A 16,376-nucleotide genomic window follows, 5' to 3' on the forward strand; every position below is an offset into this window, starting at 1 on the left:
CGGGACATCGCTGACGGAGACGCCCAGGCGGTCGACGCTCACATCGGATCAGGCACGGCCGCTCCCCGGTGGTTGTCCACCTGCGCCAGTCGCGGCCCAGGACAACTCTAGCGGCGGGCGGCCCGCCTGACATTCCGTTCATAAGTTGTCGTTGCGCGGCCGATCCTCTGCGGCCGCGCAGCCGGTTGACGTCTGGGGGTTCAGCTTGACGATCTTCCACTCCAGGAATCGTCGAGTGCCCTTCCAGGGGTGCGCACCATGAGCATCTCGTCGATGCAACTGCGCAGCCCGGCGTCGGAGGGATCGACCCAGGTGAGCCATGGCACCGGCTGGAGCAGGTCGTCGTATCGACGGATGCCGGGGTCGGTGAGGAGGGTGCGAAGTTCGTCGGGGGCCGGGTCGGTGACCAGGCAGAGCCAGGCCAACCCGGCGCCGATACGGACCTCGGGCGGCCGCCCGGGATGCGACCACAGGTCATGCGCCCACGTGTGAGCGAGCTCATCCCGGTGTTCACGGGCGAGTTGGGCGATCGCCAGGATCAGGCTCACCCGGACCACCGCGTCGTCTTCCCGCGCCAGTCCGGACTGCAGAGCCGAGGAGACACGTGAGTGCTCGCCGGTCGCGGCCGCCAGGACGTAGGCCGTCACGAAGCGGACCTCGGGGTCGGGGTCCGAGAGAAGGGGGAGCAGAAGGTGCAGGTCGTCCGTGACGGCCTGACGGGCTGCCTGGATCGTCCAGTCCACGGGGCACATCGTGCTGCCCTCGACCACCGACGGGTCCTCGGCGACCTGGAGCAGGCCTTCCCGCGAGCCGTCGCCCATGTGCTGACACCGGCCTGTCTCCGCGACCAGGCGAAGAGTTCGGGCACGGAGTCCTCGGTGTCCGCTCGTCGCGATCCGGAGCAGGAACGGCACCGCCAGTGCTCCCACCGCGGTCGTGCCGCCCTGGTGGTGAAGACATGTCCAGAGCCGCGACAACGCCCTGTCCGCCGTCTCGGCGTCGTCGGAGGCGAGCGTGGTGAGGAGTCCGGGGATCTCCTCGCCGGGGCCGTAGAAGTGCGGGAACCGCCGCCAAGGCACCTCGTCGTACCTCAACCCGTCCTTGACCTGCCGTGAGATCGCACCCACGGCCGTCCGCACGTCGCAGTCCGCTCCGACCCACCGGTCGGGCCAGCCGGCCCAACGGTCATCGTCCATGGACTGGCCTTCCCGTTCCACCGACAGCATCCGAACCCCGAGAAGTCCGATGACTCATGATCACGCAGGCGGAGGCTGTGGCACGCCCGGCGGGACGGTTCATGCGGTGACGACCTCGATGCCGGCTTCCCGGAGTGCGGTCAGTTGGGCGGGGTCGGCGGTGGGGTCGGTGACCACCGCTTGCATGATCGCCGGCGGGCCGACGTACGCGCGCGCGGTCCGGCCGATCTTGCTGCCGTCGGTGGCCGCGATCACGCGGCGTGCGGAGGCGACGGCCGCCTTCTTCACCATCGCCTCGTCGAGGTCGTAGGCCGTCAGTCCGTCGTCGGCGGTGAGGCCGCAGCAGCCGAGGACGGCGGTGTCGAAGCGCAGCGCCCCCAGCGAGGCCAGGGTCAGCGGTCCCACGAGTGCCCCCTCGGGCATGCGTGGCTTGCCTCCCGGGACCAGGAGTTCGGTCGGTTCGGGGCTCTCGGCCAGGACGGCGAGCGCCTGGAGCGACAGCGGCATGACCGTGATCTTCCGTCCTCGCAGCAGGCGGGCGACCTCCAGGCAGGTGGTGCCGCTGTCGAGCAGCACGGTCTCGGCGTCGGTGACCGAGGAGGCCACCGCGGCGGCGATACGGCGCTTGATGTCGACGGCCTCATGGACGCGCAGGGCGAACGGCGGCTCCTCACCGCGCAGCAGCAGTGCGCGGGCACCGCCGCGCATCCGCTCCAGGACCCCCTGTCCGGCGAGGTGGTCGAGATCGCGGCGGATGGTCATCTCGGAGGCGCCCGTCAGGCGTGCCAGGTCCGTGACGGTGATCGTCCCCGCGTCCTGGACCTGCTGGGCGATGAGGCGATGCCGTTCCGCAGTGCTGCTCATAGCCGTGATTCAACACCATCGTCATCGAACATACGAGATGTGCGATTGACCGTGTTTCAAACATCGCTGATGTTCGTTATGGTTCTCGGCATGGACAGAGGGCTGCGCGTCGCACGCGCCGTGACATTCGTGTATTTCATCCTCAACGGCACACTGCTGGGCATGTGGGTGGTGATGATCCCCGCCGTCGAGGAGCGCGTGGGTATCAGCCACGCGACTCTGGGCGGCTTCCTCGTCCTGCTCGGGGTGGGCGCCTTCGCCGGCATGCAGCTCGGCGGCAGGCTGTGCGACCGGATCGGCTCCCGCCTCGTCGTACCCGGCGCGGCGGTGCTCTGCAGCGCGACCCTCGTGCTCCCCGGCCTCGCCGACCGGCCCTGGGCCCTCGGAGCCGCTCTGCTGGCCTTCGGCTTCGGCAACGGCACCCTGGACGCCAGCATGAACGCCCACGCCGTGCAGGTCGAACACGCCTACGGACGCCCGGTGATGTCGGCCTTCCACGCCACGTTCTCCGTCGGCGGCGTCCTGGCCGCACTCGCCGGTGCCGCCGCCTTCGGTCTCGGCTGGGGCGTGCCCGCCGCACTCATCGCCGTCGGCGCCCTCAGCGCCGCCGTCTCCCTGGGCGCGGCGCGCGGCCTCCTGCCGGCCACGCCCCACGACCCCGCGGACGCCTCCGAGGCAGGCGCGCCCGTGCGCGGCAGCCGGGCCGTTCCGACGAGGATCTGGTTGCTGGCCGTCCTGGCGTTCCTGATCATGCTGTGCGAGGGCGCCGCCAACGACTGGAGCGCCCTGCACCTCAAGACCGTGCTCGGCGCACCGGAGAGCACCGCCGCCTTCGCCTACGGCACCTTCGCCGCCGCCATGACCATCGGCCGGCTCCTCGCCGACGGCATCTCCGCCCGCTTCGGGTCGGCGAACGTGCTGCGCCACGGATCGGCCCTGGCCGCCGTGGGCATCACGCTCGTGGCGCTCGCCCCGTGGATCCCTGCGGCCCTGGCGGGCTGGGCCCTGTTCGGCCTGGGCCTGTCCGGCTGCGTCCCCCAGCTGTTCAGCGCCGCCGGACACGCCGAACCGACCGCGGCCGGAGCCAACGTGTCACGGGTGGCCGGGCTCGGCTACATCGGCATGCTCGCCGGTCCCGCCGTCATCGGCTGGCTGACCCACGTGATGGCCCTCAACCACACCTTCCTGCTTCCGGCGCTCTTCTGCGTCGTCGCCGCGGCGGCGGCCGGAGTCCTGCGTACGCCCGCGGCCGGCGGCCCCGTCACCGACGCCCGGCCCCGATCCGCCGAGGCGGCTTCCTGACGGCTGCGGCGCGGCGCGGGTGACAGACGAGGGGTGCTTTTGTGGCTCTGCGGCGCCTCGTGGTTTTGTTGAGGGTCGTCGGCGGACCTCGCTCACGGCCCTGAGACCCCTGGAGAAGTGAGGCATGTCGGTGATCGTCGTCGGAGGCATGATCGGGATCGGCAAGACGAGCGTCGCCGAACTGCTCGCCAAGGAACTGGGCAGCAAGGTCTTCTACGAGAGCGTGGACGACAACCCGATCCTGCCGCTGTTCTACACGGCGAGCCCCGAGGAGATACGGGCCAATCGCTACCCCTTCCTTCTCCAGCTCTACTTCCTGCGGACCCGGTTCGCCTCGATCAAGGAGGCGTACCGGCAGAACGACAACGTCCTCGACCGGTCCATCTACGAGGACTGGTACTTCGCCAAGGTCAATCACGACCTGGGCAGGATCAGCGCCCTGGAGATGCAGGTGTACGAGGGGCTGCTCGACGAGATGATGCGCGAGATCGAGGGCCTGCCGTACCGCAAGGCACCCGATCTGATGGTCTACCTCACGGCGAGCTTCGAGACGGTGATGAGCCGCATCGGACTGCGCGGCCGCGACTTCGAGCAGGACCACGCACTCGTGGAGTACTACCGGGCACTGTGGTCCGGGTACGACGCGTGGGTGCACGAGCATTACTCGGCAAGTGACGTCCTGGTCATCGACATGAACAGCACCGACGTGGTGAACAACCCGGAGGACGCGGCGCGCGTGACCCGGCAGGTCCGCGACGCCCTTGCGGAGGCCGGGCACCGGGCCTGAAGCTTTTCCGTTCTTCTGAAGCAGTGCCGGGGGCCGGGGCGACGCGCCTCAGTCGCCGCCCGGCATCGGCCGCACGGTCCGCGCGTCACTGAGCAGTGGCGCGGCGGGCGTAGGCGCGGGCGGCGCGGGCGCGGTCGCCGCAGCGGGTGGAGCACCACTGGCGGCGGCCGTAGCGCAGCAGGTAGCGGTTGCAGGGTGCCGAGCCGCAGGCGGTGAGTCGGTCCGCGTCGGGGCCGGTGAGCAGGTCGGAGGCGTCGGCCGCGAGAGTGGCCAGGGCGTGGTCCACGATCGCGGTGGTGGGGTGGACGGCGGCGCGGTAGGGGCCGGTCCTGTCGTCCCACCGCAGCAGCGGGGCGGTGGGGACGCGGGTCATCGCGTCGTTGACGGCATCGACCGCGGCGGGAAGGGCGGGCAGCCCCTCGGCGCGGGCGGCGAACAGCGATCTGATCTGTTCGCGCAGCGAGCGCAGTTGCGCCGCGCACATCTCCCGCATACCGGCGTCGACCGGAGCGAGACCGCGTTCCGCCAGCCAGTGATTCGCCTGTTCGGGAGCGCCGAGAAGGTCGACCGTGTTCCCGCCCGGCAGCGTGATCGCACTGTTGGCGAGGGCGAGAGAGAGATGCTCTTCCTCGCCCTGCGCGGGCGGCGGGCCGGGCTGTTCGGTCACGGACTCCTTCATGTTCCTCATGGTACGGGTTGCACGCATCCGTGAGAAGCGGTTACGGTCGTCTCACGTTTCGACGATACCTATCCGTGAGGTGCCCGGTGTCTTCTCTCCCCGCGACGACCAGCCAGTTCCCTGTCCGTGTCTTCGGCGGCCCGACCGCCCTCTTCGGGTACGGCGGCCTGCGCTTCCTGACCGATCCGACCTTCGACGCCCCGGGCGACTACGGCCGTCCCGACGGGCGGTTCCTGACCAAGACCGCGCCCTCCAGCGGCACCCCCGCCGATCTCGGTCCCGTCGACGTCGTCCTGCTCTCCCACGACGAACACCCCGACAACCTCGACACCTCCGGCCGGGCCCTGCTCGCCGACGTCCCGCTCACTCTCACCACTCCTGGTGGCGCGCAGCGTCTGAAGGAGAAGGCCAAGGGCCTGGCCGACTGGGAGTCCATCGAGCTGGACCGTCCCGGCGGCGGCACGGTCACCGTGACCGGCGTCCCCGCCGTCCACGGTCCCGGCCCGCGTGCCGAGGTCGAGCCGATCACCGGCCAGGTCGTCGGCTTCATCCTGACCGGTGAGGGTCTGCCCAGCGTCTACGTCAGCGGCGACAACGCCTCCCTCGACGCGGTCAGGGAGATCGCGGGGCGATTCGCCCCCATCGACACCGCCCTCCTCTTTGCCGGCGCCCCCCGCTTCCCCGCACTCTTCGACAACCAACTGATCGTCCTCGACAGCGTCCAGGCCGCCGAAGCCGCCCAACTCCTCGGCGCCCGCCGCGTGGTACCCGTCCACTACGACAGCTGGGCCCACTTCACCGAAGGCCACGAGGAGTTGGCAGCCGCCTTCGCCGCCTCGGGGCTGGCCGGCCGGCTGGACTGGGGGCAGCGGGGCTGACCCCAGTCTCCGCGGACGGTCAGCCGTCAGTACTCTCCGAGCCCCGACTCCCTCCACAGGCGAACCGTCGCGTCGGGCCACGTGAGCCGCCAGTGACAACGGATGCCCATGGCCGTCCAGCCGTTGGGCCGACAGGCCCTCTTCGGGAGACCGGCACGTCGGGCGGCGGTCGCCGCGTCGTACGCTCTGCGGGCCTCGCGAACCGCCTCGGCGGAACAGCCGGCCCGACCGGTGAACACATGGACGCCCTGTCGGCCATCGCCGAGCCGCGCAGGAACGGTGACCTGGTAAACCTGCAAGAACATGGTCATTTCCTTGGTCCTGGATACAAGGGATGCGCAGTGCGGGCAGGCGGGCCGAAGGGTCACGACCTGCCTGTCGTTTCGTCTCGTCCGCCTTCGGCCAGGTCATCGACAGACGGTGGACTTTCTCCTCGCCGCTGAACGGCTTCACCATGTCGAACAACACACAAGGAGAATAACTTCCACGATGCGGATAAATCTTTCCTAAATATGGAATGCGTGAATGTTGACGGCATGTCACGCAGGAGCTGTGCGCCTCCTCACTCCCTGTCGTGCGCGGCTGCTCCCCGCCCTGCGGCCTTGCGCGCCGGGACGTCGTCACCGTTACCTTCCGTGTTGTCACATTCCTGATCAGGTCATCGGGGTGACTTGTCCGGGAAGGCGGGAACGTTCACGGGGCGGGAGTCGGAAATGGGCGGACTGGCGGTTCCGTTGTGGGATCCGGGCAACGGGCAGGGCATACGGCAGCTGGCAGAGCTGGGACTGGCCCTTGTGCTGTCGAGCCTGATCGGCTGGGAAAGAGCCGCGCAGCAAAAGAGCGCAGGCCTGCGTACACACACACTGGTCGGGATCGCGAGTGCTCTGATGATGGAGGTCTCCCAGCACGGCTTCTCGAACGTACTGGGTCTCGATCACGTGTCCTTCGACCCGTCGCGTGTGGCGTCCCAGATCGTTTCCGGGATCGGCTTCATAGGCGGCGGCATCATCTTCGTACGCAGCGACGCGGTCCGCGGGCTGACCACCGCGGCGACCGTGTGGCTCACCTGTGCGGTCGGCATGGCCTGCGGCGGCGGACTGCCCCTCCTGGCCATGGCGGTGACGGTCCTGCACTTCCTCGTCGTCCGCGGCTACCCCTTGCTCCTCCGCAAGGTGAGGACCGACCCCGCACCGTCCGCCGTCGAACTGCGTATGTCCTATCGCACGGGAACCGCCCTGCTGCCCCAGCTGATGCAGACCTGCACCCGCCGCGGATTCCGTATCCTCCAGATCAGAGTCCAGCAGACGCCCGGTCAGGCCGACCCCGCCCGTGTCCTGCTCGAACTTGACGGAAGTGCCGACACCGGCGGCCTCGCCACAGAACTCCTCCAGAACGACGGCGTGATCGACCTCGCCCTGCGCCCCTCGGCGGAGCCTGAATGACCGAGCGCCCCGATCTTCGGCGGCCAGGCGATCCACCCGGCCGGTGCGGGCACGGACCGGATCAGTGACTGGGGCGGCACCGCCCAGGCCGGACAGCAGTTCGTCGTCGCCGGGGTCCGGGGCGGCTGGACCGCGATCTGGTTCATCGCGCGCGGGTGTGGCTCCACTCGCCCGTCGCCATTGACGACTGCTTCACCTCCGGAGAGGTCGTCGGCGAGGGCAGGAGGATGTACACCATCCAGGACAACCACCGTGTGGCGATGGTGTACGCGAACGACGTCACCGCGACCACCGCGATACACCACTGGGACCACTGGAGTGCCGTACGAGCGCGACGACCCCGGTCGGTACCGTCACCGGCCGTGCCGAGGGCCGCGGTTCAGACCCGGTCCTCGGGTGCGACGTAGTCGAAGGTCGGGCCGGCGGCGAGACCGTCGTCGTCCTGCATGGCCATCAGGCTCTGCGCCTGTCCCTTGGCCGCGTACATCGTGCCCACCGACATGCCCAGCATCGCCGGTTTGCCGTTGAAGGCCTGCTCCAGTTGGTGCAGCATCTTGCAGTACGTCTGGTTGAACGCTTCCTGAGCGGTGCGGATCGCGCTGCCCTCGGGATGGTCGTCGAGCCGCGGGTTGGGTCGCAGCGGGCGGACACCGGCGAGGTCCACGCTCACCGCTTCTCCGGTCGGTCCGGACTCGGGCGTGTCCCCCTGCTGGTAGCGGCGGCCCAACGCAAGTTCCTGGAACCGGTAGTAGTGGGACACCGCCTTGGTCTCCGGGTGGAACAAGTCGGCGTCCCCGTCCCAGACCTCGGCACGGGCAGCTCCCTCGCCCTGCTCGACGATCTCCTCCAGCACCGCGAGCGCCGAATCGAGGTCGGTGACCGGGCTCAGGCGCCCGGCGGTGTGGGCGAACGGGCCGCCGGCCACCTGACGGGCCGGGTCCCCGGTGAAGACCTTGTCCTCGCCCAGGTCGGCGCACAGGCGCCGCAGCCCCTTCTCGACGGCGTCGTAGAACTGCCCGATCGTCTCGTAGTTGTCGCCCTCGGCCCGGTCTCCCGCATGTGCCGGCTGTTCGAGACGGAGGAACATGCGGAGCGCTTCCTGCCCGAACGGCAGCAGGGCCAGCTGGATGGACGGGTCGGCGTGGGGCATGGTCCGCGGGTGGCCAGGCAGCAGGTGAGGGGCGTCCAGCCGGGGTGCACCGCCGACCGCGTTGAGCAGGTTCGCGACCAGTGCGAGGTGGATCATCTCTTCTACGAAGACACCGCCGATGAGCTGTGCCGCGTCCGCGTTGCGCTCGGGGTCGAGGGAGTACAGGGCCGTCAAGTACGGCGGCAGCGTGGAGTGTTCCACTTCGATGGCCCACTGCAGGTGCCTGCGGAGATCTTCCAACGTGGCGATGCCCGTCGTCGAGACGTCGTCGGAGGTGTCGAACGTGTCCTGGAGCATGGGTGAGAGGCTCACTTCCGGTGTCGTAGCGAGGGGGCGGGCGGCTTGCCGCGGCCCATGGCAGAGCGCCGATGTCGTCGTTCCACGACGAGCTTTCGGTCCATGACGAGCTGTCGGTGCGCGGCGAGCTGCCGGTCCACGGCGAACTGTCGGTCCACGACTCTGCGCAGAAGCCGCCCTTGGTTCACATCACTGACAGGACGCACACCACATCTGTGACACCGACGCGGAGAATTCGGCCGCCGGCGTCCCGGGAAGGTCTTCCAGGAAGCCGGCGGCAGGCGTGCCTCGCAGACATCACCGGCCGGCAGGTGCGGACCGCTCCAGGGACGCCAGGTGGTCGTCGAACGTCCGGCGGCCCAGGACGTACTGCCCGCGTGGCAGCAGACCACCGGCGGCGATCGCCCTGCCGGCCCGGCCCGGGAGCGACACCGGCACGACGAGCCGCCGCCGACCGTGTGCGCGCACGATACGTCGTGCCATGTCCGCCATGTTCAGCTGATCTGGTCCCGCGATCTCCTGCGCCCTTCCCGACGGACCCTTCAACGCATGCTCGACGAGCTTCTCGGCGACGTCCCGGACGGCGACGGGCTGCGTGAGCATGCTCGGTATCGCGACGACGGGCGACCGGTTGTCCAGCAGCGGCTCGGGGAACTCGAAGAACTGGGTGGCGCGCAGGATCGTCCAGGGCACTCCACCGTCGCGGACCATCTCCTCCTGTACGCGCTTGCCGAAGTAGTAGCCGAAGTCGACTTCGTCGCAGCCGACGATCGACAGGGTGACCACATGCTCGGTTCCGGTCGCCCGGGCGGCGGAGAGCAGGTGGCCGGTGGCCCGGGAGAAGAAATCGACGGCGGGCCTCTTCCGCGTCGTGACGATGTTCGACACATCGATCACCACGTGGCTGCCGGACAGCCTCTCCAGGAGACCGGCACCGGTGGCCAGGTCCACACCGTGCGAACGGGCGAGGATCACGGGCCGATGTCCCGCGGCTTCCAGCTCCGCGACGACGTACTTCCCCACCAGACCGGTTCCCCCGGCCACGGCCACCTGCATGTGAAGCTCCTCCCGCTGACATGGTCTCCGGCTTCGCACCACAGACCGGACGACTGGTCCGGTTGTGACAGGACACCGCCTCCGGACCGGCGGTGCCTCAGGGACGGAGCCGTGACCGCCCCGCCCGGTTCTGGCGACACGGGCCGGCTGTCACACGCGCGCACGCAGTGCGGTCTGTACGGAAGGGGGATGAGTGACACCGCTGTTTTCGTCCCAGAGCCGAGAGGAAGATCCATGACCACCCGCATCATGTCCGTCGCCGAGGCCGAACGACTCACCCGCTCGACAGCGATCGGCGCGGCCGCGTGACGCACTCAAGCCGGCCGCGGGAACTCCCCCGCGCAACCGAGGATCCGTCCTCCCCTCTGTCCCCGGGCACCCATACGATCTCCGTCCGCCATGGTTCGGCCGACGTCGACGTGCGCTACCACGTCGCCGGCACAGGCCCCGTGTGCCTCGCGCATTCGGGCGGACCGGGCATCGGCTGGGACTACCTGCGCATGCCGGACCTCGAAGCCTTCCTGACCATGGTCTATGTCGAACCGGTGGGCACGGGCGATTCTGGTCGGCTGCCCGATCCGCGCGACTACACCGTGCCCACCTACACGCACTTCCTGCACGGAGTGATCGAGCATCTGGCCGTGCCTCCGGTCATCCTGCTCGGCCACTCTCATGGTGGTTTCGTCGCCCAGCAGTTCGCTCTCGACCATCCCGAGCAGCTTGCGGCCCTCGTCCTGTACGACACCTCACCGGTGACGGACGACCAGTTCTGGGCGGCGGCGGTCTCCTCCATGGAGCAATTCGTGAGCGGCCATGCCGACGACCACCCGGAGACGGCCGGATACGTCGAGGCCCTCACCACCCGTCTCGAACTCCTCGATGACGACGGCACCACCGCCGTCCTGCGGACGATGATGCCCGCCTATGTCTTCGACTACTGGGGAAGAGAGGCGGAGTTCGCGCCGGCCCGCCGGTCGATGCGCATGTACGCGGCTGCCACGCGCGGAGAGGGCCCGCCCTTCGACGTCCGCGACGAACTGCCGGACATCGCCACACCGACCCTCGTACTGGCGGGCCGTCAGGACTTCATCTGCGGCCCGCGCTGGGCCGCTCTCCTGCACGAGGCCATTCCAGCGGCCGAGTTGACGATCCTGGAGAGCACCGGCCACCTCGCACATGTCGAACGGCCCGGGCAATTCGCCGCCGCGGTGGGCGCGTTCCTGGAGGCTCGGGGTGTCCTCAACGGTCAGCAGACCTTCTAGGACATGTCTGGTCGATCTCGTGACAGAGGCAGGTGGAGACGGCGGTCTTGCCTGTTTGATGAAGGGCTATAGAGGGGCCAACTCCACTCTGCCTTCGAATCGGCCACCCACCTGACCGGCGAGCCAGTGGACGCGGGTGATCTGGTCGCCGTTGCGGTCCCGGACGTGCACGTGGACGGTGTGGTCCTGCGACAGCTCGTCCTGGTAGAGGTCCCGGGAATTCACTGTCAGCGTGAGGTATGCGTACTTCTGCGAGATCGTTTCCAGCCCGGCTTCGGGAATCGCAGGCCACGCGTCCAGATCCCACCGCACAGCTGCGGGGTCTGGCCCCATAGCAGCGATGAAGAGCTCTGCACGGTCCAGGGGGCGACCCCAGTCGAACACTCGGATCGGCAGGCAGTCTGCTGGGTTGTCGCCGTCCTCCGACGAACCGTGCTCCTTGCCGGCCGAAGCCCACCATTCGAGGTCAGGGAGTACGTGACGTACTTGCGCAAGGACATCCGGCGACCTGATCACGGCTTCGAAGTCGACTTCGGCGTGATCGATGTCCGCCATGCCCAGCAAGGTCCGCACCGCACGCATCGCTTCAGGCAGGTCGGTGGTTGTGAAGACAGCAGCCGCAGCAGAGTTACTCATTCCAGAACCTTAGGGTGGCACCCGTAGGGCCGGTCCGTGCGGGTGCTGGCCTGCTTCGCGTCAGTCAGGACCGGAGCCATGTTGCAAGTGCCGCTGCAGTGTCGGAGGTAGACGTAACCGCGCTCGTCCGACCACGTGGCCACGGCTCGGGACTGCTTGAGCTGGTTGATCGCCCGTTCCACGGTACTGCGTTTCCTGTAACGATCCTCGTAGAGCCGAGTGGCCGCCTACCGCGCGAACCCTTCCGCAGACGGGCTGCCTGACTGCCGGACTTTTCCGGGATCGTCTGCCGGATGTCCCGGCGCCGCAGGTACTCACGGCACGGACCGTTGCCGCATCCCTTGCCGGCCGCGAGGCTAACGGGCTTCGCGGCCGAGTCGGCCTCGAAGGAGAAGGAGCGCACGGGCGCGGCCCGAGTGGCCGGCCACAGCTTCACGGTCCGATCCAGCCGGGCACGCGTTGGTCGGCCGGGATGGTGCGGTCGGTGGCGCGGCCGGCTGATCGGGGCCCCATGCGGCTCTTGGCTGTCTCGCGCGGGGCAGTTGGCCGCTCTCGCCCGAGCCCTGGATCTGCACGTTTCGTGAAGGTCACGCGGCGAGCGTGCGGAGACCTGCAGCCGGCGGTGGTGCGGAGGCGTGCCGTCCGGTACGGGGCCGGGTGCTGCTCGACTCGGCCCTGCGGCATCGCTCGCGCAGGAGGAGGGTCGGAAAGCGGTCGGCGTCATGACGTGTGCATGCACCTCGTGGGATCGGTCGAGCGTGGGCCGTGCGGCGAACGTGGAGGCGGGTCGGCGACTCTGAAGCGGACGCGGGGCCCTGTGCGCCGTCGAGGACTCCCCGCACGCGCGTAGACCGTCCGAAATCCGCCCTCCGGCGTCCGCCAGCGACAGGTGGCGAGCAACCGCACAGAAAGGCACCGGGCGCCGTTTTTTGTATTTTTCCTTACCTTTCTTTGAATCGAGGAATGCAGAGCCGGAGAGAAGCGGAATACGGCGAATCGCATTCCGCTTGCCCGTCGCCGTCAGAGCGGTGCTCTTTCCGCAACGGCGGCTCATGGCGCTTCAGGTGCGGAGATGAGCCATTGCGGCGCTTGGGCAACGATGTCGAGGGGCGGGGCGCAACGGAATCAGTTGTCCGCGGTCCGCCCCCTCGTTCCGGAGCGTCTGGAAAACGCTTGCCCCATCTCTCTTTTCGGAATCCGGCATCTGGAGGCCGGATCGAATGGCGTGAATCGAGCCTTGATCCTTTCGTCCGGCTGGAACAACTTTGATTGCTGCCGGCCGCCGGTCGGTACGAGAAACTTCGAGAAAGGACCGTCATGAAGTCGACTGTCGCCATGCGCAAGAAGGCCGGTTCCAAGAAGATCGCGGTGCGCCGCACCGGCGACGTGCGCCTGACGTCGGCCGCCTGTCAGTGCCCGTACTCCGTCCAGGCCTGACCGCCTCGCCGTGCCACGACCGGGTGCGCCGCCTGCCGGCGCACCCGGGCTTTTCTCATCAGGAAAACTTGGAGGGTCTGTGGCCGGTGACGGCCTCGTTTTCCATGAACTGAGTTTCGTTCCGGAAGGCGACGAGGTGGTGGTCGGTCGCCTGGACACCGGTTCCTACGCGGTGTTCCCGGCCGACGGGGCGGAACTGCTCAGGCGGCTCGGAGAGGGAATGCCGCTGGTGACCGCCGAGGAGTGGTACGAGTCGACCTTCGGCGAGGAGGTCGATCTCGAGGATTTCCTGACGACGCTCCACGAACTGGGCTTCGTCAGCGACGACGCCCAGGCCCAGCCCCCCGTTCCCGCCTCGCGCGTGCGACTGCGCGGTCTCGGCCGGGCCGCCTTTTCCCCACCGGCGTGGCTGCTGTACGCGCTCGCGGTGGGCCTCTGGATCCGGGCGGCCGTCGTACGGCCCGATCTGGCACCGGATCCCGGGCAGATCTTCTTCACGCACTCCCTGCTCGTGGTCCAGCTGGTCATCACCTTCGGGCAGGTCCCGTTGCTGCTGGTGCACGAGGGATTCCACATCCTGGCCGGCCGCCGGCTCGGGCTCCCGACACGGCTGAGCGTCAGCAACCGCCTGACGTACATCGTCGCCGAGACGCAGATCAACGGGCTGCTCAGCGTGCCCCGTTCGAAACGCTACCTTCCCTTCCTCGCCGGGATCCTGTGCGACGGCGTCGTCTTCGCGCTGTTGGGGCTCGTCGCCGATCTGACCCGGGATCCGGGGGGTTCGTTCTCCTTCGCCGGCCGGCTCTGCCTCGGGCTGGGTTTCACCGTGGCCGTGCGCATGCTGTGGCAGTTGCAGCTCTATCTGCGCACCGATCTCTACTACGTGCTCGCCACGGCATGGAACTGCCACGATCTTCACGACGCCGGCATGACCCTGCTGAAGAACCGTGTGTGGCGTCTGCTGGACCGCCCGGAGCGTGTCGTGAACGAGGAGAACTGGACGCCTCGTGACCGCCAGATCGGCCGTTTCTACGGGCCGTTCATCGTCCTCGGGTACGGCGCGCTCGCCGCGATCACCGTCTTCGTCAGCATTCCCGTGACCGTCGACTACGTCCGTATCGCGGGCCACGCGCTCGGATCCGGCGAGGTGAACGCGGGGTTCTGGGACGCCGTGCTGTCCCTGTGCATGAACGTGGCGCAGATCGTCGCCCTCGTCGTCCTGTCCCGGCGCAAACGCCGTGCGATGAAGTCCGCCCACTCCATCACGTCATCGTCCCCGGAGGTAGAACTCGCATGACGGGCCATCTGCGGATCGTCGGCACCACAAGAGGCGACCGTCTGCACGCTGTCGCGGCCCATACCCGACAGGCGCTCGTGGTCCGCTGTCACCAGCGGTTGCGGGGCCCGTACACCGGGGTGGACACCATACTGACGACCGTCCTGCCGGAGGCCGCCTCCCGCTGGCCGGAACTCGTAGAGGAGCACCGCGTGGCGCTCCTGTACGGCATGCCCGAACTCGCGCAGCTCATCGGACCGGCGCCGCGGACTCTGGCCGACGACGCCCCGTACGAGGAGCGGACCAGGTTCTTCGGCGCCGGGTGGATCCGGTGCATGAGCCAGGGCATCGTGACCTTCCTGCTCGAACACGTCCGGCGCGCGCACGACACCGACGCGTTCGAGATCGTCTTCGAGGAGGTGCACGCCGCGGAGGCCACCACGCAGGAGTTGATCGCCCTGCTGCTGCGCCGGGCCGATCCACGCCTGCTGCGTGTCGTGGTCTCCGCCACCGCGGGCAAGCTCTCCGACGAACTCGACGGCGCGCTGGCCGAGGTGGACGTCGTGGCGGCTCCGCGTTCGGAGGGGCCGTCGGTCGCGGACCGGTCCGTCCTCGACTGGGCCCGTGTCTATGTGGACAGCGACTGCACCGACGACGATCCGTGTGCCCTGGCCGGCTACCGGCAGACCGACCCGCCGACTCGTGCCCTGCTGCACGACCGGCGCGGTGACGCTTTGGCCGAGACGGCCACGTGGGGGGTGCGGATGGGGGCCGTCGCCCTGCACCGCGAGCACGGCAGCGACCCCGGCGGCGCGGGGCGTGCCGCCCTGCTGGAGGCTCAACGCCACGCCGTCGCCACCGGCTTCTCGGCCGCCGTGGTGGACCTGGGGCTGCGCGGCCGGAAGGTGACGGATCCGCTGCTGCACGAGCACGACTACTGGGAGTTCACCAGGGAAGCGGCCGCGGCGTGCATCCCGGTCGGGCGCCTGGAACAGTCCATGGAGCTGTACCAGGGTCTGCTCCGCCGCTTCACGGACCCCAAGATCCACATGATGACCAGCTACGCGATCGCGATGCTGCACACCCGGTTCCTCAGGCCCCGCGACCACGAACTCGCCGTGCAGTGGCAGCACAACGCCGTCGCCATCGCCGGGATCCTCCCGGACCCGGCCGAACGCCTCACGTACAGCGTCTTCCACGACAACGGCCTGGCGCTCGTCGAGATGCACCGGGGGAACCTCGGCCGCGCCCTGGGCCTCGTGGAGTCGTGCATCGGACGCCTGGACGAGAAACTCGACGAGGGACAGTGGGCGCTGCACCGCTCCCAACTGCTCTACAACCGCGCCCGTCTGCTGGTCGCGCTGGGCCGGCCGGACGAGGCCCACGCCGACTACAGCCAACTCGTCGACATGGACCCCTACTACACCGACTACCTGTCGGAGCGGGCCCGTATCTCCCGTGACCGCGGGGACTTCGAGGCGGCCCTCGCCGACTACGACCGCGCGGTCCGCCTCGCCCCGCCCTTCCCCGAGTTGCACTACAACCGCGGTACGGCCCGGGTGCACGTCGGAGATGTCGCGGGGGCCCTCGCGGACTTCACGCTCGTCCTGGAGATGGAACCCGGTGACCTCGACACGCGTGTCGCGCGGGCCGAACTGCTCCTGGAGGCCGGAGACCTCGACGCGGCGGAGTCCGACATCGGCACGGGCCTGCGTCTTCACCCCGGGGAGGTCCAACTCCTCTGTCTCCAGGGCACGCTGCTGTTGCAGCGCGAGCGGTTCGACGACGCCCTCGAAGCCCTCGACCAGGTGCTCGCGAAGGATCCGCACTATCCGGCCGCGCTGATCAACCGAGCCGTGGTCCACTTCCGGCAGGCGAAGCCGGAGATGGCCGTCGCGGACCTGTCCACCGCGCTCGAAGCGGTCGGTGAGGACCCGGACATCCTGCTCAACCGCGGTATCGCCCACCTGGCCGCCGGCCGCCCCGACCTGGCTCTCGGGGACTTCGACCTGGCCATCGTCCTGCCGGACGCCGACACGGACGAGATCCGCGAGCAACGCCGGCTCTGCACCGCCGCCGGCGCCAGGTAAGCGAACGGGATGCGGGAGGCGGGT

General features: G+C 69.0%; 13 protein-coding genes, 1 pseudogene and 1 riboswitch. Of the genes and pseudogenes, 8 read left to right on the forward strand and 6 right to left on the reverse strand.

The annotated features are described in order from the left end of the window. Positions 1-14: 14 nt before the first annotated feature. Positions 15-103: riboswitch (ZMP/ZTP riboswitch) on the reverse strand. Between the two features lie 97 nt (positions 104-200). After that, entirely contained in the window at positions 201-1,196 is a 996-nt protein-coding gene (locus tag ACIQOE_RS39305) for a hypothetical protein (protein ID WP_401416864.1), read from the reverse strand. Positions 1,197-1,295: 99 nt separating this feature from the next. Continuing rightward, positions 1,296-2,060, reverse strand: a complete 765-nt coding sequence (locus tag ACIQOE_RS39310; protein ID WP_401416865.1) for a DeoR/GlpR family DNA-binding transcription regulator — start codon at positions 2,058-2,060, stop codon at positions 1,296-1,298. A gap of 90 nt (positions 2,061-2,150) precedes the next feature. On the opposite strand from ACIQOE_RS39310, the gene ACIQOE_RS39315 reads away from it, so the two are divergent. Together ACIQOE_RS39315 and ACIQOE_RS39320 are read left to right on the forward strand one after the other, a co-directional pair. Further along, positions 2,151-3,362 carry an MFS transporter gene (locus ACIQOE_RS39315; protein WP_401416866.1) on the forward strand — a complete coding sequence of 404 codons (1,212 nt, stop codon included), beginning with the start codon at positions 2,151-2,153 and terminating at the stop codon, positions 3,360-3,362. Between the two features lie 124 nt (positions 3,363-3,486). Further along, complete coding sequence (locus ACIQOE_RS39320; RefSeq protein ID WP_401416868.1) at positions 3,487-4,149, forward strand: deoxynucleoside kinase; 663 nt, start codon at positions 3,487-3,489, stop codon at positions 4,147-4,149. A gap of 85 nt (positions 4,150-4,234) precedes the next feature. Here the strand turns inward: ACIQOE_RS39320 and ACIQOE_RS39325 are convergent, their stop codons facing one another. Next, positions 4,235-4,828 carry an ABATE domain-containing protein gene (locus ACIQOE_RS39325; RefSeq protein WP_362641669.1) on the reverse strand — a complete coding sequence of 198 codons (594 nt, stop codon included), beginning with the start codon at positions 4,826-4,828 and terminating at the stop codon, positions 4,235-4,237. An 86-nt stretch (positions 4,829-4,914) separates the two neighbouring features. On the opposite strand from ACIQOE_RS39325, the gene ACIQOE_RS39330 reads away from it, so the two are divergent. From ACIQOE_RS39330 to ACIQOE_RS39340, 3 genes and pseudogenes are all read left to right on the forward strand, one after another. Next, a complete protein-coding gene (locus ACIQOE_RS39330; RefSeq protein WP_401416869.1) occupies positions 4,915-5,706 on the forward strand; it encodes an MBL fold metallo-hydrolase in 792 nt (263 codons plus the stop codon). Positions 5,707-6,419: 713 nt separating this feature from the next. Beyond that, on the forward strand, positions 6,420-7,148 hold the full coding sequence (locus ACIQOE_RS39335; RefSeq protein ID WP_365555860.1) for an MgtC/SapB family protein: 729 nt from the start codon (positions 6,420-6,422) through the stop codon (positions 7,146-7,148). Between the two features lie 6 nt (positions 7,149-7,154). Then, a pseudogene (locus tag ACIQOE_RS39340) lies at positions 7,155-7,555 on the forward strand (hypothetical protein); the annotation flags it as partial. On the opposite strand, the gene ACIQOE_RS39345 reads toward ACIQOE_RS39340, so the two are convergent. Both ACIQOE_RS39345 and ACIQOE_RS39350 read right to left on the reverse strand, forming a co-directional pair. Then, entirely contained in the window at positions 7,528-8,595 is a 1,068-nt protein-coding gene (locus ACIQOE_RS39345) for a ferritin-like protein (RefSeq protein WP_401416871.1), read from the reverse strand. The pseudogene ACIQOE_RS39340 and the gene ACIQOE_RS39345 overlap by 28 nt on opposite strands. A 297-nt stretch (positions 8,596-8,892) precedes the next feature. Beyond that, positions 8,893-9,651, reverse strand: a complete 759-nt coding sequence (locus ACIQOE_RS39350; RefSeq protein ID WP_401416873.1) for an SDR family oxidoreductase — start codon at positions 9,649-9,651, stop codon at positions 8,893-8,895. A gap of 419 nt (positions 9,652-10,070) precedes the next feature. On the opposite strand from ACIQOE_RS39350, the gene ACIQOE_RS39355 reads away from it, so the two are divergent. After that, positions 10,071-10,913, forward strand: coding sequence for an alpha/beta fold hydrolase (locus tag ACIQOE_RS39355; protein ID WP_401416875.1), 843 nt, complete (start codon positions 10,071-10,073; stop codon positions 10,911-10,913). A 66-nt stretch (positions 10,914-10,979) separates the two neighbouring features. Here the strand turns inward: ACIQOE_RS39355 and ACIQOE_RS39360 are convergent, their stop codons facing one another. After that, complete coding sequence (locus ACIQOE_RS39360) at positions 10,980-11,549, reverse strand: hypothetical protein (RefSeq protein WP_401416877.1); 570 nt, start codon at positions 11,547-11,549, stop codon at positions 10,980-10,982. 1,573 nt (positions 11,550-13,122) lie between these two features. On the opposite strand from ACIQOE_RS39360, the gene ACIQOE_RS39365 reads away from it, so the two are divergent. Both ACIQOE_RS39365 and ACIQOE_RS39370 read left to right on the forward strand, forming a co-directional pair. After that, positions 13,123-14,283, forward strand: a complete 1,161-nt coding sequence (locus ACIQOE_RS39365) for a hypothetical protein (protein WP_401416879.1) — start codon at positions 13,123-13,125, stop codon at positions 14,281-14,283. Further along, positions 14,280-16,352, forward strand: a complete 2,073-nt coding sequence (locus tag ACIQOE_RS39370; RefSeq protein ID WP_401416881.1) for a tetratricopeptide repeat protein — start codon at positions 14,280-14,282, stop codon at positions 16,350-16,352. Before ACIQOE_RS39365 ends, ACIQOE_RS39370 begins: the two co-directional genes overlap by 4 nt. Positions 16,353-16,376 lie beyond the last annotated feature (24 nt).

Origin of the sequence: Streptomyces sp. NPDC091282 (genome assembly GCF_044757385.1) — a bacterium.
In the GTDB taxonomy this organism is placed as follows: domain Bacteria; phylum Actinomycetota; class Actinomycetes; order Streptomycetales; family Streptomycetaceae; genus Streptomyces; species Streptomyces gramineus.